This is a genomic window from Campylobacter showae, from assembly GCF_900573985.1.
In the GTDB taxonomy this organism is placed as follows: domain Bacteria; phylum Campylobacterota; class Campylobacteria; order Campylobacterales; family Campylobacteraceae; genus Campylobacter_A; species Campylobacter_A showae_E.
The window spans coordinates 1,954,563-1,977,181 of sequence record NZ_UWOK01000001.1; the positions used below are offsets into that span (position 1 = coordinate 1,954,563).

Sequence of the window (22,619 nt, forward strand, 5' to 3'; positions counted from 1 at the left end):
TTTCTTCCTTTTTTGGATTAAATTTTCGCTAAAATTTGACCGTTTGCTACGGTTTGCCCTTGCTGTACCTCTATAGACGTCACGAGTCCGTCTTTTGGAGCGTTTACGTCTATTTCCATCTTCATGGCCTCTAGCACGAACATCCTTTGTCCCTTTTTCACGCTATCGCCCACTGCGACTAGGATTTTAAACACGTTTCCCGGAAGTGTGCTTTTTACCGGCTCGCCGCTGCCGCCGGTCGTTTTAGCCGGAGAGAGCTCCGGAGGCGGCATATGCGCTACGCTTGCGGGTTTTACGCTTTTTATCTCGGCTTTGCCCTCAGCGTCCGAGACCTCGACGTCAAATTTCTTGCCGTTTACGGTGACGCTGTATTTTTCGTTTATCGGGGTTTTTGCGCGAGGGGTCGGCGCGCTCGTTTCGCACGCATTTGTCGATTTTTTGCGGATATTTACCTTGCCTTCGCCTTTTAAAAACGCGATGCCTTTTTCCTTGCACGCCGCAGCGATAAAGATATTTTCCTCGCTAGGCTCGATACCCTCTTTTTTAAGCAGCTCGCGCGTAAATTTAAGCGACTTGCTCTCGTCTTTGTCCGCGATATCCATGGCGTGCTCTTTGGTCGGTTTTAAGCCTAGCTGCTCGCTAGCTAGCTTAACTACGCTCTTATCGGGCTCTACGGGCGTCTTGCCGAAGTAGCCAAGCACCATTTTACCGTAGCCTTCGGCGATCTTTTTCCATGGACCGAACATCACGTTATTAAACGCCTGCTGGAAATAAAACTGACTCACAGGCGTCACGCTCGTGCCGTAGCCGCCCTTTTGCACGACTTCGCGCATAGCAAGGATAACTTCTGGGAATTTATCCAAGATATTATTATCGCGCATCATCTGGGTATTTGCCGTTAGCGCGCCGCCGGGCATCGGGCTAAACGGGATGAGCGGGCTAACCTGCACGGCCTCAGGCGGCAGGAAATAATCTTTCAAGCACTCATTTAGCACGCTTTCGTATTTTAGAATTTTCTCCACGTCAAGTCCGCCCAGATCGTAGTTTTTGCCCTTAACGGCATGTAGCATCGTTAGGATATCTGGCTGGCTAGTGCCGCCGCTAACCGGGCTTGCGGCTAGATCGATGCCGTCTGCGCCCGCTTCTAAAGCGGCCATATAGCACGCGACGCTAACGCCTGCGGTTTCGTGAGTATGGAGTCTGATGTGAGTGTTTTGCGGGAGGAGTTTGCGAGCCATTTTGATGGTCTCATATACTTTTTGCGGGCTAGAGGTGCCGCTGGCGTCTTTGAAACAAACGCTGTGATACGGGATGCCAGCGTCTAAAATTTCGCGCAAAATCCGCTCGTAAAACGCCACATCGTGCGCGCCCGAACAGCCTGCTGGCAGATCCATCATCGTGACAACCGCTTCGTGCTTTAGCCCGTGATGAGCGATACGCTCGCCTGAAAATTTTAAATTTTCTACGTCATTTAGCGCATCGAAGTTTCGTATCGTGGTCGTGCCGTGCTTTTTAAAGAGCTTCGCATGTAGATCAACTAGCTCGCGGCTGCCTGTGTCTAGCGTCACGGTATTTACGCCGCGGCTTAGAGTTTGCAGGTTTGCCTCGGGCCCGACGGTTTCGCGAAATTTATCCATCATCGCAAACGCGTCTTCGTTTAGATAAAAATAAAGGCTCTGAAACCGTGCCCCGCCGCCGAACTCAAAGTGCGTTATACCGGCCTCTTTAGCCGCGCTAACCGCGGGCAAAAAATCAGCCATCGCCACGCGCGCGCCGAAAACCGACTGAAAGCCGTCTCTAAAGGTAGTATCCATAACGTCTATAAATTTTTTCGCCATTTTGCCGCCTTATAAAATTTCAAAATCGTGCTAATTTTACCTAGTTTTAGATTAAGTGGATATAATAAATCAAAGCATTATCACAAAAATGTTTAGCAAGGGGAGCAAATGCAAGAGCGCACGCTAGAAGAGCTTTATAAAAAGCTAAAAGAATTTGATAGGCTGATGGATAAAGAGGAGTATCTACTTGACGAGATAAGAGACGCCGTAGAGGCGCAGGATTTGGCGTTTGCCGCGCAAATTTGCGACTTTGTGCTAAACGAGGAATTTGAAAAATTCGGCGCATTTTTAAGAACCAGAGCGCTAATGTGGCTCACGGGCTACATCGCGCAAAATTTAAAAGAAAGCGAATACCCGAATTTTAACGACTTTACGGACTGCCTGTGGAAATTTAAATGGATCGTCTCGGGCATCGCCAAAAGCTCCATGATAGAAAAAGAGCTCATAGACAAGGTAAACGAAGCGATGGCGTTTTACTACGAGCGCATGGAGCTCTCGCTGGCAGCCTACTACAAGGCCTTGATGAATCAAAACATCGATATGGGCGACGCTAGGGAGGCGAAGGCAAACTATGAGCTGTGGAAAAAGCTCGCCAAGGACGATATGGGTGATTGCGAGGCGTGCGAAGCAAGCGATGAGATCGCGTATTTAAATTTTGCCGGCGAGCATGAGGCCGCGCTTGAGCTTGCCGCGCCGGTACTCTCAGGCGAGCTAACCTGTGCCGAAGTGCCTCACACGACCTACGCGCCGATACTTTTTAGCATGATAAAAACGGGCAAGATAGAAGAGGTAAAAGCCCTTTTGCCAAAGGCCGCGGCGACGATCGAGTCAAATCCTCGCGTCATAAACGAGATCGCCCCGCTAATCGAGATCGCCGTTAGGCTGGATGAGCGCGAGGCGGCGCTAAATTTGGCGCGCAAGCACTCCGCGGCGATCTTAGATGGCAACGACGATCTAAACGACCTGCGATTTTTCATCGCAGTTAGCGCGTTTGGCGACGAGAACGACTATAAAACGGCTTTACGGCTAGCGGGCGAATTTGACGCTAGAAACGGCAATACCTATTACTCGGACTACCTGAACGAATTTTATGCCGAGTTTGGTTTTTAGCTTTTTGCGGGTTAAATTTTACGTATAAATTCGGCAAATTTGACCGATATAAACTTAGCAAATTTTACTCGCCAAGACCAGCACCTTTAAGGTACTAAATTTGGTTTAGTTAAAATTTGGCATTGCGAGCTTGGTTTCCTTGAGTAAAAAAACAACCATTTTGAGGTTGTTTTTTACTTTATATAAAGGGGGTGGGGGCTTAAATTGCGCTCTGCTTTGCAGTTGCGAGGTAAAGCCGAAGCAAAAGAGCTCCTTAGCAATTTATCTATTTTCTTTTCTTTGGGGGAGGAAGGGGTTTCTACTTACGGTCTGCTTGCAGCTACGAGCGAAGCAAAGTAGAGCGTCGCCTTCCTTTGCGTCATGCTACGCACTCGCAACTGCAAAGCAGACCCTCTCCCATGCCCTCTCCAACCCCACTGCACGTTATAAGTTGCTGCACTGCGTGTAGGTTTGAATTTGACGCTTACGCGCCGCAAATTTAAATTTACATTTTCGCGGTGCGGGTCTCGGCGAGTAAAATTTGACTTCAAATTTGAGCGTAAAGCGATAAGGCGAAGTATCTTGCGATGAATTTAAATGTTGCGACGAAATTTCCGACCGAAGATAGAACACATAGTTCATCGAGGAAGGAAATTTCTAGCTCATTTAAAGGCGCGCAAGAGACGAGCCGCGACAAGAAATTTACTCGCTAGGCTTAGTTAACTCATATGAGAAATTTACTTCCTTGCTCTCATTTGGCTTAAGCGCAAATTTCCACGTTACCTTGCCGTCTTTGCCTATCTCGTTTTCTTTCGGATCGTTTTTCACACTTACGCTTACGCTCTCATGCGTACTGACTGGCGCTTGCTCCTCTAAAACCACGTCCCACGCGAGTTTCGAGCCGTTTTTTACGCTATACTTATACCCGCGCGAGATCTTGTTTTTTGAGCCGAAAAACGACTCTTTCGTATATTCGCCGTTGGCTTCTTTTTTCACGCTAACAAGCTCGTTTTTGCCGAAAAACTCCTTCGCCTCCTCGCCGGCGGCGTAGCCTACGTACCTTTTGCCGATATTTATACCGTCAATCTTAAACTCGCTTTGCGCGCCCTCTATGCTTCGCTCGGGCTTAAACGCGGCTCTAACGAACGCGCCCGCGCTGCCGTAGCCGTCGATCACGAGGTCAAATTTAGCATCCAGGCTCTGCTTGTCGTAGGCAAAGTCCGCCGTTTCGTCCGCTTTTAGGCTCACGCCCTCGATGCGCCATGCGTTTGCGAGCGCGTTTTGCTCGTTGATCGACTGCATGTCTTTGACACTACTTTTCTTCGCAGGCGCCCTAGCCACGGCCATATCTGCGCTCGCCTCCATCATCGGCGCGGCTGCTAGCGGCATCATATTTCGCGGTTTTGGCTTGCCCTCATAGCGCGGATAAAACGGCGCTGGCGTCAAATTTGACGAGTAGTAAAACGGATAAAGCGCGATCGTAAGGGAGTTTAGATCGATGCCCAAAGGATTTGTCACGGTCAAATTTTGCGAGATTTCGACCTTGCCTTTGGCGACGTCGGCATGGATTTTATTTTTTAAATTTACGCTAACGCCCACGGGATAGGAGATCTTGACCTGTTTTGGGTCGCATTCGAATTTCAAATCAAGCTTTTGAAAATTTTTAACCTCGGTCGCACCCATTTTCTTTTTCAGCTCATCGATTTGCTTTTTGGTTTGCGAAATTTGAGCTAGATTTTTTAGCACGGCTTCGTAAAATTTATCACCGTCGGCGTCCAAATTTGCGACGCTTTGCTCTTTAAATGCCGGGAAGTTATTTAAAAAAGCGTTTTTGGAGTTTAGCGCGTTTAGTTTATCGTTTAGCTCCCCAAGCTCTTTTTCGTTTTGCTTAAATTTAGCGTAGGCCTCGTTTTCTGCGGGCTTTGCTTCGTTTAAATTTAGACTCACGAGCTCGCACGACGCGGCCACGTCGATATCCTCAAGCTCGACGAAATCGGGCAAATTGAGGCTAAATTCGCTTTTTTGGTTGCTAAAGTTTTGATGGATAAATGAGGCGTTCTTGTAGATTTCTATCAGGTTGCTTTCGGCGCTCGCGATCAGGGCAAACGCCGAAACTAAGGCTATCTCTCTCATTTTCTCTCCTTTGAGTGAATTTAAGAGATTATAGCCTTACAAAGATAAATTTTAGCCTAGCAAGATAATCGTAAAGATGATCAGAACTAAAATTTGTATCGCGATAAAGGGCACCACGCCGCGGTAGATGTCGGAGGTCTTGACCTCTGCCGGCGCCACGCCTTTTAGATAAAAGAGGCTAAAACCAAATGGCGGCGTGAGGAACGAAGTCTGTAAATTCATCGCGATAACGATAGCGAAATATAGCGGATTTATGCCTAAATTTACGGCTATCGGCGCTAAGATCGGCAGCACGATGTAAGAAATCTCGACGAAATCTATAAAAAATCCTAGCGCAAAAATCGTAATCATCGCTAAGATAATAAAGCCCCATTTTTCTCCCGGCAAACTAGACATCACTTCCTCAACGATCTCGTCGCCGCCGGTGTAGCTAAACACCATCGAAAATGCTGTCGCGCCGATAAGGATAGTAAAGACGACGGCCGTAGTTTTGACGCTCTCTTCGAGCGCTTCTTTTAGCATTTTAAACGAAAAAGTCCTGTAAAAAAGCGAAAGCACGATCGCGCCCACGCAGCCAAACGCCGAGCTCTCCGTCGGCGTAGCGATGCCTTCAAATATCGAACCAAGCACCAGCACGACGAGCACCAACGGCGGCAAAATCGCAAGTATAGCGTTTAAAATTTGCTTTGACTTAGGCACGTCGCTTTCTACGATGACAGGAGGCGCGTAGTCCTTTTTGACGTAAGAGACGATGAGGATATAGGCTATATATGCGCCAACAAGCGCAAGACCGGGATATATCGCCTCGCGGAAAAGATCGCCGACTGGCACCGTAAAGACGTCGCCTAGGATAATCAAAACGATCGAAGGCGGGATGATCTGTCCAAGCGTGCCCGAAGCGCAGATAGTGCCGCAGCCTAAAGCTTTGTTGTAGTTGTACTTTAGCATCACTGGCAAGCTCATAACGCCCATAGCTACGACGCTGGCTCCGACTACGCCCGTAGATGCGGCAAGCAGCGCGCCCACTAGCACGGTGCTGATCGCCACGCCTCCGCGAATCTCGCCGAATAAAAACGCCATAGACTCGAGCAATCTCTCGGCTAGCTTGGTCTTTTGTAAAATAATACCCATAAAAACGAAAAGCGGCACGGCGATGAGGATTTTATTTTCCATTATCGAGTAGATGCGGTAAGGCATAAAGTTAAAGGTCTCTTTGAATATCTCAAGCCCGCCCATAAAGCCGTTACCGTCGCCAAAGCTCTCGACCATACCACCGATGAGTCCGAAAATGACGGCTATCGCGCCAAATGTAAATGCGACGCTAAAGCCGATAGCAAGCATAAAAAGCGCGGCTAAAAACATTACTATGCCGGTCATTTTCCCTCTCCTTGTTGCGCGGTTTTGCTTAAATTTGCGTCAAATTTGCCCGCCTCGCTTAAATTTGAGCGAGCGTCCAGATAGACGTTTAGCCACTTTATAAAGTAGCCGACGCTAAAAAATATAAGCAGCCAAAAGCTAAACGGTATAAAAGCCTTGATAACCCAGCGATACGGCAAACCGCCAGGATCCGCGCTACCCTCGCCGCTCTCGTACGCCTCTATGACATAGTCCCAGCTCAGCCACGCGACTAAAAGCGCAAGCGGCAGGATAAAAAGGATGACGCCCGCCATATTTATGAGCGCCCTTTTCTTTACGCTCATCTTTTCGTAAAATATATCCACGCGCACGTGCGTATCGTCTTTTAGCGCGTAGCTCATGCCAAGCAAGATGATGACGCTAAAAAAGTGCCACTCGAGCTCTTGGAGGCCGACGTTGCCGTATTTGAAAAAATATCTCGCCGTGACGTTAAAAAAAACGTCCGCGATCATCAAAAACATCACAAAGATACAGACGTAGCCCACGATGTTGCCGAATTTATCGAAAAACCTCTCTACTTTTTTTAAATTTCGTTCCATTTAACTCCCCAAAATTTGTCTTATCATTATCGCCAAAATGCAAATCGGCGCAACGAATCGCAGTAAAAAATACCAAATTTCAAAAACCGCCCTACCCATATACGGTAAAAATAGCTCCTCTAGGCTACCTCTTTTCATCGCGTAGCCGACAAATACCGCTATCACGATACCGCCAAGCGGAAGCATGATATTTGAGCTAAGATAGTCTAAAACATCAAAAAATCCCTTGCCGAAAAACGTTAGAGCGTCTTTAAATTCGGTAATATTTGAAAGCGCGCAAAGCGTGCCCAGGCAATAAACGCAAACGCCAACGATCGCGATAGCGCCCAGGCGAGGGATCTTAAACTCGTTTATGAGATAAAAAACGAGCGGCTCGACCATCGAGATAGCCGACGTAAGCCCCGCAAAAATAAGCGCTGTAAAAAACGTAAAGCTTAAGACGTTTCCCATCGCTCCTAGCTTAGCAAACAGCGTAGGCAACGATATAAACGCAAGCCCCACGCCCTGGCTAGGCTGCTCACCGTACTCAAAAACAAAGGTAAAAACGATGAGCCCGATGACGACGCTAACGATGATGTTTAGCGCGACGACGTAGAGCGAAGAGGTGAAAAGATTGGTCTTGTCATCTAGACTTACCGAATACGTCGCGATCGCGCCGATACCGACGCACATCGTAAAAAACGCTAGGCCAAGAGCTACAAACACCGCCTCGCTCGTGATCTTAGAAAAATCAGGCACCAGCAAAAACTCCGCCGCCTGCGAAAATCCGCCCATTTGCATCGAGTAAATCAGCATAAAAATAAGCAGTAAAAAAAGCGTCGGCAAAAGCCATAAATTTATGCGCTCGATGCCGCCTTTTATGCCCTTTGAAAGGATGAAAAAATAGGCCGCGAACGCGATGCTAAAGTATAAAATTTGACTCGAGATGTCAGAGCTTATAAATTTGCCGAAATTTTCGCCCGAAACCGCGATACTTTGCGGAAGCTCGCCCAGCGACAAGACCGAATACCTAATAACCCAGCCAATGATAACCGTATAAAACGACGCGACCAAAACGCCCGTTATCATTATGATGCCCGCATACCCCCAAAATTTGCCGTTTTTAGGAGCTAGCGAGCGAAAGGCGTTAACGGGATCGACGTTTGAAATTTTACCCATCGCCATCTCGGCAAAAAATATGCTAAGCCCGACCGCAACGGCAAAAACTAGGTACAAAAGCACGAAAGCCGAGCCGCCGTTTGCGCCGACCATATATGGAAATTTCCACGCATTGCCAAGTCCGATCGCGGCACCCACGATGGATAATATAAATCCGATTTTAGAAAATTTATCGCTTGCCACGCTTAGCCCCTTAGCGCATTTATCGTGATGATGACGATACTGATGGGAGCTACGAATCTAATCATAAAATACCAAATTTCAAAAACCGCCCTGCTCATATACGGCCCAAAAAGTATATAAAGTGCGTCTTTTTTGATCACAAAGCCGACGAAAATCGACACCGCGATGCCGCCTATTGGCATGATGATATTTGAGCTAAGAAAATCAAGGCAGTCAAAAAAGCTCTTGCCGAAAAATACCAAATTTTCTTTTATGCCATCTATGCTTGAAAGTATGCACAAAATGCCCATGCAGTAGATGAAAGCGCCGATTAGCGCGAGGGCTTTTTTACGAGAAAAACCAAATTCGCGGATAAGATAGTGCGTAAACGGCTCTAGCATCGAGATGGCCGAGGTAATGCCAGCAAAAAGCAGAGCCGAGAAAAACGCGAACGCCAGCACGTGTCCGAGCGTACCCAGCTTCGCAAACAGCGTAGGCAGCGAGATAAACACGAGTCCCACGCCCTGACTAGGCGTCGCGCCAAACTCAAACACGAAGGTAAAGATAACAAGCCCCATCAAAATGCCCATCACGACGTTTATCACGACGATGATGATCGAGGAGCTAACGAGATTCGTATTATCGGGCAGCGACGCAGAGTAAACGATGATAACGCCAACGCCAAGAGAAAGCGTAAAAAACGCGAGTCCAAGCGCGGTTAAAATGCTACTCACGCCTAGTTTTGAAAAATCGGGAACCAGCAAAAATTTAGCCGACTGCACGAAGCCGTCCATCGTAAAAGAGTAGCTAAGCATGATGATAAGTAAAATAAGAAGCGATGGCATCATCCAGATGTTTACGCGCTCGATGCCGCTTTTTATGCCCTTTGAAACGATAAAAATACAAAGAAAAAACACGATCGTGAAGTAAAAAATTTGAGATGCGGCGTCGTTGGCGTAGAAATTTCCGAAAATTTTCTCCGAAGCTTCGACGTCTTTTGGCAGCTCGGTTATTACCATTACTGCGTATTTTAGTATCCATCCGATGATGACCGTGTAAAAAGAGGCGATGATGATCGCGCCTATCATCGTAAAACCTGCAAATTTCCACGTTTCTTTGCGCCTTGGAGCAAGCTTTTTAAAGGCATTTACGGGGTCGGATTCGGAAAGCTTACCGATAGCTATCTCGCCGAAAAATATCGCAAGTCCGATAAAAAACGTCATAAAAAGATACAAAAGCACGAAGGCCGAACCGCCGTTTTGGCCGACTAAATACGGGAATTTCCACGCATTTCCAAGCCCCACCGCAGAGCCCGCGACGGCTAAGATAAAGCCGATTTTTGAAAATTTATCCTGCGCCAAATTTAACCTTAGTATTTAAAATTTCAGAAGCGAGGCTAGCATAAAAAAGCTTTTAAAATTCTAATTTTTAAATAAATTCGTAGAAAAACGAAACATCGCTGAAATTTTTTGTAAATTTGTAGCACTAGCGGCGACAAATTTGACGAATAGAAAATTTATGAAAATTTTCTCGGTTTTAAGTAACTCAAAGCTAAATTTTTATAAAATGCGCTCTCAAAGCTTCAAAGTAGGGGTCTGATCCGAAATAGCTTAAATTTACAAGGAGACTTTATGAAAAAAGTTGTTTTCTTAATGATGGCTCTTGCTAGCTTCGCGTTTGCGGGCGACGGCGAGATGTTAAGATCTTACTCTGTTCTTGCGGCAGCAGTCGGTCTAGGCCTAGCGGCTCTTGGCGGCGCTATCGGTATGGGAAATACTGCTTCTGCGACAATTTCAGGCACGGCTAGAAACCCGGGCGTGGGCAGCAAGCTAACTACGACGATGTTCGTTGCTCTTGCGATGATCGAAGCGCAAGTTATCTACGCGCTAGTTATCGCGCTAATCGTTCTTTACGCAAACCCAATGTTTTAATATCGGGCGGGTTCGTCCCGCTCTTTTGTTGTTTTAATCCACGTGCGACCTTGGTGGAACGGTAGACACGCTACTTTGAGGTGGTAGTGCCGAAGGGTGTGCGAGTTCAAATCTCGCAGGTCGCACCATTTAGACAAATTCTCCCAAAAACATCCCAATATCCGGCTTTTGCAAAATAGGCGTCAAAGCAAAGTAATCCGAAATTTATCGAATTGCTTTCCTAAAACTTCCTTGATGACTTCCTATCTCGGTTAGGAAGTATTTTTTTAGAAAACTCGCGCTACCCGTCTGAAATCTTATAATTAAGAGAAAAAGGACGCGCATGCGATTTACCTCACAACTTGACAAACTTACGGATTTTGTCGGCTTTAAAGCTCACCCTGACGAAACTATTTCGTCGTATACTCTCCCTATTGGCAAAAAAGAAAGCCGTCAAAAGCTCGACGAATGCGGACTTTGGCTCAAAATCCTAAAAACGACTGCCCGCAAGAGTAAAAAAGTCAAGCTCAAGAAGGACTACTACTACGGCGAACAGGGCAAGCTCGTTAAGTTTTTAGGCTCCGCGAAAGATATCAGCTACAAAACCGCGCTAAAAATGGCTAAAGAGTTGAACGCAGGGGCTACGCCTAACGGAAAGGCTTTTGCTACTCTGGCTACGGTTTTTGACTCATATCTTAGTTTCGGCTCTAAGCGCTGGGCGCCGCAAACGATGGCAAAAAAACTCAAAATCTATAAAAAATTCGCCCCTATAAAAGACAAAGATATAAGCCGTATAAAAGCCGATTCGATATTTGCTATCGCGGACGAGCTTTATCATGCTGAAAAGTTTGCTGCTTTGAAGGACTTTCTCATCGAAGCGAAAATGGTTTTTAGCTATGCAAAAAACCGCCAAAAAATCAACAAAAACCCTTTAGCCGACGTTGATTTTTCTAAAATCTACGTCATGCCCGAGAGTGACGGCTTCGGGTATGTCGAAACCGACAATGATTTACGCTCGTTAATCGCCTATTGCTGCGATTATGCGGGGTCGCACGATGTTCGCAACGCCCTCGTCCTCGGCCTCTGCACGGCGTTACGGGCGGCAAATGTTCGCTTTTTATCTCGGGAAAACCTAGTGCGTGACGAAAACGGCTATTATTTCGCCTTTACCAAAGACGAGATGAAAGTTAAGCGCAACGGCGATATGTATCTCGGCCTTCCGCTTGAGCTTGGCGAGTGGCTAGATTCTATGGACGTCGGCACGTATTTTTTTATGGGTCGAAGCGGGGAAAAGGCACTCTCCGATGCGATATTATCAAAGGCTCTAAAAGACTATGAGCCTGAAAATCCAAAGGGTCGTATCGTATTTCACTCGTTCCGCAGTATTCTCTCGACCTTCGCTCACGAAGTAGACGAAGGCGACGTTAGCGACTATGATATGTCTCGGACTTTGTCACATGCAATAAAAGGTGTAGAGAAACGCTACAACAAATCCAAAGCAATCGCGACTACGCGTCGGGTTTTGACTTGGTGGTTTAATTATCTAAAAGATAGGGGATTGAAATTATGAGAAACAAAAGAGGCGGGCAAAGAGAATTAGCTCTTTGCCATAAGAACAAGCAAATTATATTCAATGTTTCTTTATTTTTCAATAATTTATCTCGGGAAGTGGGCGTAAATGAATAATTTTCACTCTGATCTCGATAAATTTAATCCTCGCGAGCTTCATTTAAGGCAAAAGTTGTTAAGCAAAGAGATAAAACAGCCTCTTGATTCTCGTGCTTTGGAAATTTCGACCTTCGATATCTCTGCTGATTTCCTTTCCCTCGGCTTTTCTTGCATAGGGCTTACTCTGACGGCAGACAATACCGGTGTTTGGAAAAACGGCACGCCTGGTCGTAAAAATAATAAAGAGCTTGCCGAAGCCCTAAAAAAAGAGCTCTATTCGCTTGTTAAAAAAACTCTCTCGGCTATCCCTCTTTGGGTAGCATGGGTCTATGAGAGGCACCGAAACGGCTCTCCCCATATTCACGCTATGTTGTTTTGTCCTGTGCGCGATCTTGCTCACGTGATAGCCCTCTGCAAGCGGTTATACGATTCTAAATCCGTACAAGTGAACACGCTAAGCCCGATGTATGTTTTCAAGGATGAAAAATGGCAGTGGGAGTTGGTCGAAAAAGAGACCAATTTTTCTGCTGCTCTTTGCTCTAAACTTTTAGCCCGAACTACCGCTGAAATCGATCCTATTAAGGACAAGCTCGTCCGCCGAAACGTGGCGAGGGTGAAAGATGTTCAAGATACAAAAGAGCTTCACAGCGTTTGCAACGCAAAATTAAGGCGAAAATATCCTAACGCCGAGCTAGCTTTGGGGAATCTATTTTTCGAGTTGTGGCGATACTGGAAGTATGCCCATTGCCGCTCAAAACGAGAAAGGGTCGCCGAGGATGTGAACCGATACGATCGACTTATTCTTGGTATAAAGGACGAAAACGAAAACGAACCCTACGACTCTGAACCTTTCCCCGTAAGTAAATTTGTTATCACTCAACCAAATTTAGGCTGCTTTGGTCGTGACCCGCATTGCAAATTAAAAACCAAAGTCGATGACGATCTCGTGCAACTCGACGTAACTCTTTGGTGCTGCGATAATATCGAACGTTATCATATTAATTTAAAAAACGTCTATCTTACCGAAACGCGGATTAAAAACCTGAAACTTTGGGGCAAGCGATGTAGAAACAAAAACGATTTAGTAGTGCTTTGCCGTACGCTTTTTTCGGGAAAGAAAATATGCGGTCGCGACCCTCTGCGAATGTTGGATTTTGCTCCAAAGGACTTGTCCGAATACGATCGTGAACTCGTAGAAAATCGCTACAATATTCGCTCTTGGCTCGCTTTTGTTTCCCCGCTTATTCGCGCTCAAAAACAAGACGACGCTTCCGATTTTGATGCTATCGCTTTCCTTGCTACTTGTGGGCTCGATGAATTCTTTCGACCTATCCCCGAACCTGCTCCGCCCGAGTTTTGTAGTGTGTAGCGATTTTTAACTACTTTTGATCTATCATGTTTTTATATCTAAAATTAAGCAAAAGGAGGCCTTAAATGGCAAACGATTTTCTCGCAAATGTTGCTCAACCGCAGAGCCAAAAACCTGTTCAACCTCAAGACCAAAAAGCGACTCAAGTCGCGCTAAAACATGCTGAGGTTACGGATAAAAAAGAGCTAAGTCCTCGAGGGAAGCTCGTTAAAGAACTAAATGCTCTTGTTCTGAAAATAAAAGGCATTGACAAACGCGAGGCTAAGGCGAAAAACGCCTTGGAGAACGCCAAAAAAGCTGTGGCGAAAATCGAAGAGGAACGCGCTGAAGTTGAGGCGCTTGCTAAAAAGTTCGAGCTTGCGAACTCTACCACCGCGTAAACCCCCTTGCGGGCGAACTTTCAGCTAAGGCTTTATGCCGTAGCTGATTAGTGAGCTCACTAATCGCATAAAGCGACGCTCGTTTTTTTAGGGGTGCAAGACCCCTAAAAAATATAAATGCAATGATACCATATTAAGGAAAATCTATGGACAATAATGCTAAATCTTGTTTTCGGATCGACCCTATGAAATCGGAGTTTGCATATTGGCACGATTTTAGACAGGGCTTTCAAGCCTCAAACGTTCAAGGCGAAAGGACAAAGGATAATGAATATTCTTGCACCTTTGCGGAAGCTCGGGCTAGGGCTAAGCAAATGAAAGACGAAGCTGACGCTGCCTATCGAGCGCGAACGGGGAGAGCGCCTAGCTACAATGCCGAATCTATCTATTGGGAAGCTACGGTGAATTTGCGTGATTTTCACACTCGCGAGGATGTCGAAAAGGTAGTTAAAATTTTAGAAAAAAGGCTCGGCTATCGAACCGTTTTTTGGACTCGGCATCGTGATGAGGGTCATCTAGCCACCGACGATGAGATGGATGAGTTAGGGCTCTCGTCTGGCGACCAAAGGCCTTTTATCAACAACGATCATTTTCATGTCGGTATGTTTTCGCTGGACGAGAATGGAAATTCGCTACATCGGCGAAACTTTGGAAAACCCAACCTTGTTAGCCAAATTCAAACGGAAATTGCTCAAGCTCTCGGAATGGAGCGGGGTATAAGCAAGAAAATAACGAACCGGACTCACTTAACCCCTCGACAATATCGGCAAGCAATGAGCTTGCAGGAGCCTTTGCAAGTCAAACTTGAAGCCGTAAAAAATGAGCTCAAAGGCGCCAAAAAGCAAATAAAAGAGCTAGAGGAACAACTCAAGACCGCGAACAAGCAAGCCCGCGCTGACTTGCAGGCACAAGGGGGTAAGCGCGAGGATTATTCTGTGCTTGAAGCCGAAAACAAGCGACTTAAAGACGAGCTTGCTGAACTTAAAAAAGCGCCTGATATCAGTAACATTGAGGATTTTAAAAAATCTTTCGAGGATAAGATTAGGGAGCTTATGAAACACTCAAAGATTAAAGAAATTGCCGAACAGACTTTAAACAATGAGGCAATCTTAAAACCTGTAACCTTTGGCGGTTATTCTAAGGAAAGCGTATCTGCTTATGTTTTGGGATCCGTAGCTCGCTATAATGCCGCGAATAAAACTCTAGAAAAAGCACAGACGTTCATACATGAACTTGCCGTTAAAAAAGAAATTAGCACGAAGGCGCAATTAGCGGCTCTACGCGAAAATAAAACCTTGGGCGGTTTTCTTGGGGCTACTGCTAGCAAAATGGATGTCGATGTCTCTGTGTTAAAACGGGAAAAAATGGGGCTAGTCGATACGGTCGATCAGCTACAAAAACAAAATAAAGCCCTTCAAAAGACGCTAAAAGCTGCTACTGACCTTGTTAAACAAAAAGATATCGAAATCGAGGCTTTTAAAAAATCGGATCAAGAGGGTTTTGGTGTTGCCGCTAACGATCACTTTTACCTCGGTCAAGCTACGCTATTGTCTGAATTGATTAATAGTAAAAAGCTCTGTATTGAGCCAAAAGGTCACTCTCTCTTGCTTGGGCTTGATAGTATTATTTCAGGAGAGTATCCTCCTGCCAACTTCGAGGGTATTAAAAGTGGTTTATTGAGCTACATCCCCGCTATTCATGCTCCAAAAAACGATCTTGATTTCAAATAAAAAAATCTCTTTGCCCCTCGATAAATAGGGGCTTTGCTCGCCTTTTTTGTCGTTTCTTAATAGTAATAATATAAATTTAGGCAAAAACCAAAAATCTATAAAAGCGTCCAATTAAAAAACAACTTCAAGGCAAAAGCAGAGCAATACAAAAGGCACGGTGGCGGCTGTTTTTTGTTTTTGTCTAGCTTCGCGATGGATGCGAACGGCTTCGGGTTTAGTCAAGGGCGGACTTTTACGTGGCAAGCAAAGCGAGCCCGTAAAATCCGTTTATCTCGACCCTTGACTGCCCGAAACGGCTCGCTACAATTTTAGCGATAAAAGCGAAAATGCAGAGCGTCGGCTCGTTGCTCTGACGCAATATCCCTTTAGGGTGTTGCGGCACAGCTTACGAGACGGGGCACGAGTTTCGAGTGCCAAAGCGCCCGCCCGTGCCGTCTTTTGTTGCTTATGCCATAAAAATTGTATTTATTTACGCTCCTCGGATTTTCTCGCCACTCTCAAAAATCCGTTCCGCTTGACCGAAGTAGTGGGAAATAATGGGTAATTTGACAAGCAGGGAAAAAAATGCTAACATGTCAATCAGAACAGGCGGGCTAAGAGAGAATTAACTATCTGCTTAAGGTTCAATCCTTAAATGGTTTATTTTTGATTTACTATCTAATCAAAAATAGTCCAAATCCTCTTAAGTTTCGAGTTAAACTTTCAAAAAAACGCTACGTTTTCTTTAAAAACCTTAAAAACCTAGGAAGTCGGTTTTTTCACTTCCTATTTTTGCGAAAGCCTCGATTTTTTGGGCTTTTTTCTCTAAATTGCAGACACGCAGGTCGCACCATAATTCTTATTAACTCTCAAGAAAAACTCTTAAAACCATCAATGATCTGCTAGCCTAAAATGTAACCGTGCAAAAATTAAGTCGATATACACAAATGTTCTTACGATTATCATCATATATCAAAGGGCTTAAAAGTCTATTGGATTGTTTTAGTGGTCGCCACAATTCTTTATACGATCAAATTTACAAAGCGGTTTGCAAATTTAAATAACCGCAAAGAATCAAATAAACAATTTAAATTTTAAAAATCGTCAAAAGTAACAGCTCTGTAAGACAAATTTAATCCGCTATAATTTATATCTAAATTTACAATAATAGAAAAACATGAGAAAAGGAAAATCTCAAACTTAATCGGCAAGAGCCTGGAGTCAATTCTAAAATAAAAAAGCGACCGAACTCCTATAAGAAGCCGGTCGCTTAAATTTGTATTGGAGCCAAACGTCAAATTTAAAAATTCGACTCCGAATTTTGTTTTACATAAATACCGGTATCGTCGTATTTTTAAGGAAATATCTCGAAGTGCCGCTCAAAAATATCTCTAAAAAGCCGTTTTCGCCGTATCTGCCCGCCACGATCAGGTCAAATCCGCCCTCTTTAGCGCTTCGCAGCAACGCCTCGCCCGGTACCGAAGTCGTGCTCACGACCTCGTAAGTCGCCTGTATGTCGTGCAGTTTTAGGTACTCTTCTAGTTTTTTTAGATTTTCCTCTGCGCTACCATCGCCAGAATGCGGCATGCAAGTGATACAATGCACTTTTTTAGCTTTTTTTAGCAGCTCGATCGAGCTGCTCACGGCGCGAGAGTTTTGCGTCGAGCCGTTCCAGCTAACTAGGATATTGTCGGCCTTAAAGCTCGTTATGCGCCTTGGTATCGTGATAGCCGTTTTGCCGCTTTTTAGCACCGCCGCCTCAAACGTACCAGTAATCTTACCGTCAAGCGGTACTGCGGCAACTACCATATCGCAAAATTTAGACTCCTGCTCGACCACCACACTTCGTTTACCACTTTTGGTGACAAATTTAGCCGTCGTCTTGCCTTCGATCGGCTCGTCGCTGACCTGCACGTCAAGCTCTTCGCAAAGTTTGTGAAAAATAGTCTCGTTACGCTCGTGTTCGACGCCAAGCTCAGCCTTCGCCGCCTTCAAAAACTCATCGTAAAGAACTCCGCCCCTAAGCGTCATTTTCATATTATAAACGACGCCGGGATCCAGCTGGCAAGCCAAAATCTCGATGTGACTGTTAAAATGCTTAGCGACCAGCAAAGCCCCTCTGATACGCTCTTTTACGTCGTCGCCCGCGCCGATTGGGAAAAATATTTTTTTATACTGCATCGTTTCTCCTTTAAATTTATTGCGCTAGAGAAAGGGAGATTTTGTGCCCTTTTTGCTCGCTGATTTTTACCTTAACTTTATCGCCGGCTTTTAGAGGCGTTTTGATTTTTGAGATATGCAAAAGTCCGTCCACGCCGCCAGGAAGCCCGATAAAGGCGCCAAATTCTACTACACTTTTTACCTCGCCCTCAAATTCGTCTCCGATATTAAACTCAGGCGTCTTGTGAGGCTTGCCGTCTCTGCCGCCTCTTTTACCGCCAAAGCCCTTGCCGCCGTCTTTTGAGACGATTTGGATGATATAGTCTTTTGCTGCATCGACGCTTGATTTTTGCGCGCCGGCGATCTTTACCTCGCCTTTTTCGCGATCTAGATCGATAGCGACGTCAAATTTTTCGATGATCTCTTTTATCGTTTTGCCAGCCTGTCCGATGATGTCAACGATCTTGCCCGGGTCTACGCTAAAAAGCTCTAGTTTAGGGAGTATATCTTCGTTTACAGAGATGTTTTTGTTTGCTTTTTCCATCAAATTTAATATATGCAGCCTGCCCTCGCGCGCCTGCAAAAGCGCCTCTTTTAGCACGTCAAGGCTAATACCGCCTAGCTTTATATCCATCTGAAGCGCGGTTATGCCGTCTTTGCTACCTGCGACCTTAAAGTCCATGTCGCCGTCGTGATCCTCTAGTCCCATGATATCGGTTAGCACGGCGTGTTTTTCGCCCTCAAAAATCAGTCCCATCGCAACGCCCGCGACTAGTTTTGGTGTATCGACGCCCGCAGCCCTCAGTGCCAAAGAACCGCCGCAAACGCTAGCCATCGAGCTTGAGCCGTTACTTTCTAAAATTTCGGACACGAGTCTAATGGTATAAGGCGAATTTGCGTCGATGCTAGGCGCAAGCGCGCGTTTAGCGAGATTGCCGTGGCCCAACTCGCGTCTACCCGGAGCCTTTAACGGGCTGGCCTCGCCGACACTAAAGCCCGGGAAGTTATAGTTAAACATAAATTTATCCGTCACGGCGCCTTTTTCCGTTAGCATATCATACATCTGCGCATCGCCGTCGGTGCCTAAAGTTGCCACCACGAGAGCTTGCGTCTGGCCGCGGGTAAAGAGGCAGCTGCCGTGAGCATTTGGCAGGATATTCGTCTCGATGCTGATCGGGCGGACCTCTTTAAGTCCCCTGCCGTCGGCGCGTATGCCCTCGTTTATGATCTGCTCGCGGACGATTTTTTTCTTAAATTTAGCTAGGACGTTAGAGACGACCTCCTCCCCCCAGCCCTCTTTTTGCGCTACTTCGTCGGTCAAAATTTGTTTAGCGATCTTTGTTAGCTCACTGGCGCGCTCGCTTTTAGCCATCTGATTTATCGCAGCCTTGACGTCGTTTTTATAAAATTCGTTTAGATAAACCGCGACACTCTCGTTTTCAATCTCGGGTTTTAACTCGAGCTGTGCGTCTTCTTTTTTATGCTGGCTAAATGCCTCTTCATAAGCGTTTGAGGCGCGAAGTATTGCTTTGCCAGCTTCTGCGATCGCCTCCACGATGAGATCTTCGCTAAATTCGTTCATGTCCTGCATCGCTATCATGCCGCCGCCTAAATTTGGATCCATCATAGGATCTAGCGCGATAGGCACTATCTCGTCTTTTTCGGTAGCGATACTTCTCATCTCGATCATCAAAAGCTCATCTTTAACGCCTGCTACGTAAAGATCGAGTGCGGAAGTTTTTAGCTCGGAGTTGCTAGGGTTTATCACGAATTTGTTATCTATATATCCCACGCGTACGCCGCAAACAGGCGCATTTACCGGGATGTCACTAAGATAAAGCGCGACTGAAGCAGCGTTTAGAGCGACGACTTGCAGATCAACCTCGGGGTCGCAGGATAGCACCATCACGACGATTTGCGTCGGATAGGCGTAGCCTTTTGGAAAGAGCGGACGAAGCGAACGGTCGATGATACGCGAAGTTAGCGTCTCAAAATCCCCCGGCTTGGTTTCTCTTTTTACGTAGCCGCCGGGAATTCTACCCGCTGCGTACGTTTTTTCGATGTATTGCACTGTTAGCGGTAAAAAATCCTCGGTAACTTGCGTATCCTCGCGAGCGACGGTGGCCAAAACGACGGTATTTTTTACGCGCAAAAGCACCGCGCCGCTAGCTTGCTTGGCGACCTTGTTTATATCGTAAATTTCGACTTGATTATTGACTTCTATTGAATACTGCATGTCCTGATATCTCCTTGTTTTTGTAATGGTATATAAAACGGACTCTCCTCTAATATGGAAAGCACGGTTTCGGGTTTTGGTTCGATTTTGTTTTCGTAGTAAAAATCCACTTCGATAAAATTTGCGATCTTATGCACGGCGTAAATTTCATCCACCAGCGGCGCGATAGCTGCGGCGACGTCGGTAGCGATGAGCGGCGTGGCGTAGGTGACTGATTTTACTCGCTCGCGCATGAGCGTTTTTAGGCAGGTTAGCGCTGTAAGACCCGTCTCGCAGCCCTCATCGACGAGCAGGATATTTCTATCCTTTAGATCGCCGATTAAATTTCCTTTTCTAAATTTATATACGTTTTTTAGGATTTTTTCGTCATATTTGCGATCCGCCTCGCCATAAACGAAATCGTAACTAATACCAAAGCTCTTAATCAGCTCATCGTTTAGCACCACATCATCCTTTTCGCTAACCATCGCGATCTCACACTCTGGGTTATTCGGCGCAAGAATACGTTCGCAAAACAACATCTCATAGCTCAAATTTAGCCCGCGAGCCACGCTATCGACCATGATAACAGAGTCTATAGAGCTACATATTATCAGATATTCGCCTGCAACCAACTCCTTCTTGGGCAAAATTTCGAGCAACTTTTCGGCTGCTTCGAGCTGGTTTTCAAACATAAGATCCCGGTAATCGCTCATCAGCTACCTTGCGTCGTCTGTCCTACCGAAAAGTCGTAATGCACGCCGCCCATCGGATAGAAATTTATAAAGAAGTAAACACCTCTTGATTTTTTGGCGGCCGTTCCGCTGGTAGTCGTAGTCGGTTCAAGCTCCTCTTCGTAGACAAACGTGTAGTTCCAGCACTTTCTGCGGTGAGAGACGCCTAGCTGCCACTGCTTGTTATAGTCGCGCTCAAGGTCATACTGAGTACCGCTAAATAGCCTATAGTTATGCGGAAGCTCGACGTAGCCGTTTAGGTGCAGATAGTTTTGCTTTTCCTGCGCATTTTTTCTTTGCATTGTGTGCCAGAGGCTAGCGCCGAATTTATCATGCGTACAGCTCGCGCCGCTTTGAACTTTTTCAAAGTATTTATTGTCATAAGAGTACTCAAGCCTGTTATAAAAAGACAAATTCGGTAACGGATACCAGCCGATGATGTTTTTCAAATTTGAGCGCTTGTTCTCTTTGGTGTAATAACCCTGCGAAATCGTATGGCGCAAAAATTTTCTTCCGTCTTTGTTAAAGAAATACTGCGTCGCTCTAGCCGAAACCTCGTCTCTAGTGTGCTGAGGATTGATAAAGCTCTGATATTTTCGTCCAAGCATGTCGTAGACGTATACGTTGCCATCGTCTTCGGCTGTCTCATATCTATCTGGCAGGTCACCTTCATTATAAGCTTTAACTACGTAATCCACGCCCAAATTTAAACTATGATAGAAGCTCTCGTAAGCCTTAGCTAAGTCGGTCTGGAGCGAAAATTTATGATAATTTTCTATGTAGTTTGCGCTCCTATCCTCGTCTCCGGTCGGACGGTACATTTTCTTTGCATAGTCCACGTGGGTAGCGTATAAATAGTGATAATACGAGAATTTCAGATAATCGTCCGCTAAAGGTAGGTGAAATGAAACCGGTAGGTTAAATTCGTACTGCGTCGCCTTTACGCCGATTTTTCTCGTGTAGTTGTGCGAGTGGAGATCGACAGAGTAAAGCACATTCGGCAAGATAAAGCTATCGGTAAATTTATGATATTGAAAGCTCGGGTACTCTTGAAGTGTGTCTTTATTTTCGTTCGGACTACCGATCTTTGACGTATCCGTGTAATACCTCGCGTATGCGCCGAAGTAATGCTTGTCGCTGCTTAAGAAATAGTTTAGTTTTGAGGTTACGAGGGGATTGTCGTCGCTGCCCGAGCCTCGTTTTTTCAAATTTATATAGTCGATATCGTTTAGAGCCGTCGCATCGAGCCACAAGCCCTCCTGCAAATCCTCGTTTATCAGATGTTTAACGAGCCTATCGCGCTCATATTTTACGTCAGCGCCCTTATGCGTTTTATTTTTTAACGGGAGTCTTAGCGAGTTTTTCTCGATCTGTCTTTGGCGGTATCCCTCGGTATCTCTAAATGCTCCAAGTGTCACCGAACCCTTAGAATAAGGCGAATCGGCAAATCTAAACGTGCCGTAGATGCCCGTACCGCGTCTAGTGCGAATTTGCGGATCAAACTGCAAGTCCCAGCTGTCGTATTCGGCGATATAGATCGGTTGTTTGTAGTAAAATCCGTCGTTTTTGCCGTAACCAAACTCAGGCGGTAAAAGGCCTGTGCGTCTGCGAGTGTCTGTAGAAAAGCCAAAATACGGCAGATAAAACACAGGGACGTTTCCTACGTAAAACACGGGATTAAAAAGGTGTAAAAATTTACTCTCGCGGTTTAGCTTGCCGCTGCTAAATTTGATCTTCCAGTCCGGATCTTGGACGTTGCAGCTCGATACGACCGCGCCGTTTACCTCATAAAATTTAGACGTACTATTGCTCTCGTCGCTTTGCATCCAGACTTCCATGTCGCGGTTCATCATAAATAGCGTTTCGTAGCTACTATCTTTACTATTTAGGTCGATCTTTGCGTATGAGCAGCGCGAGATTTCGTCCTTGTTTCTTATCAAATTTACGTTACCAAAAAGCTCCAAGATCTCTTTTTGCTGATCGTAAACAGCTCTGTCTGCGCTCATCAAATAATCTTGCGAATACACAAGCACGTTTTTATCTGCGGTAACTATACCCTTATCGCGTTTTACGTCATCAGCCAAAAGCTCAAAATTTTGAGCCGCAAAGCAACTAAAAGCCCCAAACATTAATAACAAA

17 protein-coding genes and 1 tRNA gene are annotated in these 22,619 nt (G+C 45.7%); 8 read left to right on the forward strand and 10 right to left on the reverse strand.

Annotated features, from left to right (window positions below):
• Nucleotides 1-17: 17 nt before the first annotated feature.
• The gene (locus tag EE116_RS09830; RefSeq protein WP_122874262.1) at nt 18-1,838 is read right to left on the reverse strand and encodes a biotin/lipoyl-containing protein; all 1,821 of its coding nucleotides are present in this window, start codon (nt 1,836-1,838) and stop codon (nt 18-20) included.
• 108 nt (nt 1,839-1,946) lie between these two features.
• On the opposite strand from EE116_RS09830, the gene EE116_RS09835 reads away from it, so the two are divergent.
• Both EE116_RS09835 and EE116_RS13085 read left to right on the forward strand, forming a co-directional pair.
• Nucleotides 1,947-2,948, forward strand: coding sequence for a hypothetical protein (locus EE116_RS09835; RefSeq protein WP_122874263.1), 1,002 nt, complete (start codon nt 1,947-1,949; stop codon nt 2,946-2,948).
• A gap of 566 nt (nt 2,949-3,514) precedes the next feature.
• The gene (locus EE116_RS13085) at nt 3,515-3,640 is read left to right on the forward strand and encodes a hypothetical protein (RefSeq protein WP_277418952.1); all 126 of its coding nucleotides are present in this window, start codon (nt 3,515-3,517) and stop codon (nt 3,638-3,640) included.
• Here the strand turns inward: EE116_RS13085 and EE116_RS09845 are convergent.
• The 5 genes from EE116_RS09845 to EE116_RS09865 are packed head-to-tail and all read right to left on the reverse strand — an operon-like array spanning nt 3,630 to nt 9,696.
• Nucleotides 3,630-5,060, reverse strand: a complete 1,431-nt coding sequence (locus EE116_RS09845) for a DUF4139 domain-containing protein (RefSeq protein ID WP_122874265.1) — start codon at nt 5,058-5,060, stop codon at nt 3,630-3,632. The genes EE116_RS13085 and EE116_RS09845 overlap by 11 nt on opposite strands.
• 51 nt (nt 5,061-5,111) lie before the next feature.
• On the reverse strand, nt 5,112-6,437 hold the full coding sequence (locus EE116_RS09850) for a TRAP transporter large permease (protein WP_122874266.1): 1,326 nt from the start codon (nt 6,435-6,437) through the stop codon (nt 5,112-5,114).
• Nucleotides 6,434-7,015 (reverse strand): TRAP transporter small permease subunit, encoded by a 582-nt coding sequence (locus EE116_RS09855; protein WP_122874267.1) that lies wholly within the window; start codon nt 7,013-7,015, stop codon nt 6,434-6,436. The genes EE116_RS09850 and EE116_RS09855 overlap by 4 nt, the downstream gene beginning before the upstream one ends.
• Nucleotides 7,016-8,356 (reverse strand): sodium-dependent transporter, encoded by a 1,341-nt coding sequence (locus EE116_RS09860; RefSeq protein WP_122874268.1) that lies wholly within the window; start codon nt 8,354-8,356, stop codon nt 7,016-7,018. It lies immediately after the preceding gene.
• A gap of 2 nt (nt 8,357-8,358) precedes the next feature.
• Complete coding sequence (locus EE116_RS09865; protein ID WP_122874269.1) at nt 8,359-9,696, reverse strand: sodium-dependent transporter; 1,338 nt, start codon at nt 9,694-9,696, stop codon at nt 8,359-8,361.
• Nucleotides 9,697-9,966: 270 nt separating this feature from the next.
• Here EE116_RS09865 and EE116_RS09870 point away from each other — a divergent pair, with 270 nt between their 5' ends.
• The 6 genes from EE116_RS09870 (at nt 9,967) to EE116_RS09895 (ending at nt 15,392) form a co-directional block, all read left to right on the forward strand.
• Complete coding sequence (locus EE116_RS09870) at nt 9,967-10,266, forward strand: F0F1 ATP synthase subunit C (protein WP_122874270.1); 300 nt, start codon at nt 9,967-9,969, stop codon at nt 10,264-10,266.
• 44 nt (nt 10,267-10,310) lie between these two features.
• A tRNA-Leu gene (locus tag EE116_RS09875) sits at nt 10,311-10,394 on the forward strand.
• Nucleotides 10,395-10,588: 194 nt separating this feature from the next.
• On the forward strand, nt 10,589-11,815 hold the full coding sequence (locus tag EE116_RS09880) for a tyrosine-type recombinase/integrase (RefSeq protein ID WP_122874271.1): 1,227 nt from the start codon (nt 10,589-10,591) through the stop codon (nt 11,813-11,815).
• Between the two features lie 108 nt (nt 11,816-11,923).
• Nucleotides 11,924-13,282 (forward strand): hypothetical protein, encoded by a 1,359-nt coding sequence (locus EE116_RS09885; protein WP_163028053.1) that lies wholly within the window; start codon nt 11,924-11,926, stop codon nt 13,280-13,282.
• A gap of 65 nt (nt 13,283-13,347) precedes the next feature.
• A complete protein-coding gene (locus EE116_RS09890) occupies nt 13,348-13,662 on the forward strand; it encodes a hypothetical protein (RefSeq protein WP_122874273.1) in 315 nt (104 codons plus the stop codon).
• A gap of 146 nt (nt 13,663-13,808) precedes the next feature.
• The gene (locus EE116_RS09895; protein WP_122874274.1) at nt 13,809-15,392 is read left to right on the forward strand and encodes a coiled-coil domain-containing protein; all 1,584 of its coding nucleotides are present in this window, start codon (nt 13,809-13,811) and stop codon (nt 15,390-15,392) included.
• Between the two features lie 1,305 nt (nt 15,393-16,697).
• Here the strand turns inward: EE116_RS09895 and EE116_RS09900 are convergent.
• The 4 genes from EE116_RS09900 to EE116_RS09915 are packed head-to-tail and all read right to left on the reverse strand — an operon-like array spanning nt 16,698 to nt 22,609.
• The gene (locus EE116_RS09900) at nt 16,698-17,552 is read right to left on the reverse strand and encodes a universal stress protein (RefSeq protein WP_122874275.1); all 855 of its coding nucleotides are present in this window, start codon (nt 17,550-17,552) and stop codon (nt 16,698-16,700) included.
• Nucleotides 17,553-17,568: 16 nt separating this feature from the next.
• A complete protein-coding gene (locus EE116_RS09905; RefSeq protein WP_122874276.1) occupies nt 17,569-19,767 on the reverse strand; it encodes a polyribonucleotide nucleotidyltransferase in 2,199 nt (732 codons plus the stop codon).
• Nucleotides 19,752-20,462 (reverse strand): phosphoribosyltransferase family protein, encoded by a 711-nt coding sequence (locus EE116_RS09910; protein ID WP_206159249.1) that lies wholly within the window; start codon nt 20,460-20,462, stop codon nt 19,752-19,754. Before EE116_RS09910 ends, EE116_RS09905 begins: the two co-directional genes overlap by 16 nt.
• Nucleotides 20,462-22,609, reverse strand: coding sequence for an LPS-assembly protein LptD (locus tag EE116_RS09915; RefSeq protein ID WP_122874277.1), 2,148 nt, complete (start codon nt 22,607-22,609; stop codon nt 20,462-20,464). The genes EE116_RS09910 and EE116_RS09915 overlap by 1 nt, the downstream gene beginning before the upstream one ends.
• Nucleotides 22,610-22,619: the final 10 nt, after the last annotated feature.

Coding starts and splice junctions, on each gene's coding strand:
- EE116_RS09885 (WP_163028053.1), top strand. CDS start 11,924: ATGAATAATTTTCACTCTGATCTCGATAAATTTAATCCTCGCGAGCTT.
- EE116_RS09870 (WP_122874270.1), top strand. CDS start 9,967: ATGAAAAAAGTTGTTTTCTTAATGATGGCTCTTGCTAGCTTCGCGTTT.
- EE116_RS09915 (WP_122874277.1), bottom strand. CDS start 22,609: ATGTTTGGGGCTTTTAGTTGCTTTGCGGCTCAAAATTTTGAGCTTTTG.
- EE116_RS09895 (WP_122874274.1), top strand. CDS start 13,809: ATGGACAATAATGCTAAATCTTGTTTTCGGATCGACCCTATGAAATCG.
- EE116_RS13085 (WP_277418952.1), top strand. CDS start 3,515: ATGAATTTAAATGTTGCGACGAAATTTCCGACCGAAGATAGAACACAT.
- EE116_RS09845 (WP_122874265.1), bottom strand. CDS start 5,060: ATGAGAGAGATAGCCTTAGTTTCGGCGTTTGCCCTGATCGCGAGCGCC.
- EE116_RS09890 (WP_122874273.1), top strand. CDS start 13,348: ATGGCAAACGATTTTCTCGCAAATGTTGCTCAACCGCAGAGCCAAAAA.
- EE116_RS09855 (WP_122874267.1), bottom strand. CDS start 7,015: ATGGAACGAAATTTAAAAAAAGTAGAGAGGTTTTTCGATAAATTCGGC.
- EE116_RS09850 (WP_122874266.1), bottom strand. CDS start 6,437: ATGACCGGCATAGTAATGTTTTTAGCCGCGCTTTTTATGCTTGCTATC.
- EE116_RS09830 (WP_122874262.1), bottom strand. CDS start 1,838: ATGGCGAAAAAATTTATAGACGTTATGGATACTACCTTTAGAGACGGC.
- EE116_RS09900 (WP_122874275.1), bottom strand. CDS start 17,552: ATGCAGTATAAAAAAATATTTTTCCCAATCGGCGCGGGCGACGACGTA.
- EE116_RS09905 (WP_122874276.1), bottom strand. CDS start 19,767: ATGCAGTATTCAATAGAAGTCAATAATCAAGTCGAAATTTACGATATA.
- EE116_RS09880 (WP_122874271.1), top strand. CDS start 10,589: ATGCGATTTACCTCACAACTTGACAAACTTACGGATTTTGTCGGCTTT.
- EE116_RS09835 (WP_122874263.1), top strand. CDS start 1,947: ATGCAAGAGCGCACGCTAGAAGAGCTTTATAAAAAGCTAAAAGAATTT.
- EE116_RS09910 (WP_206159249.1), bottom strand. CDS start 20,462: ATGAGCGATTACCGGGATCTTATGTTTGAAAACCAGCTCGAAGCAGCC.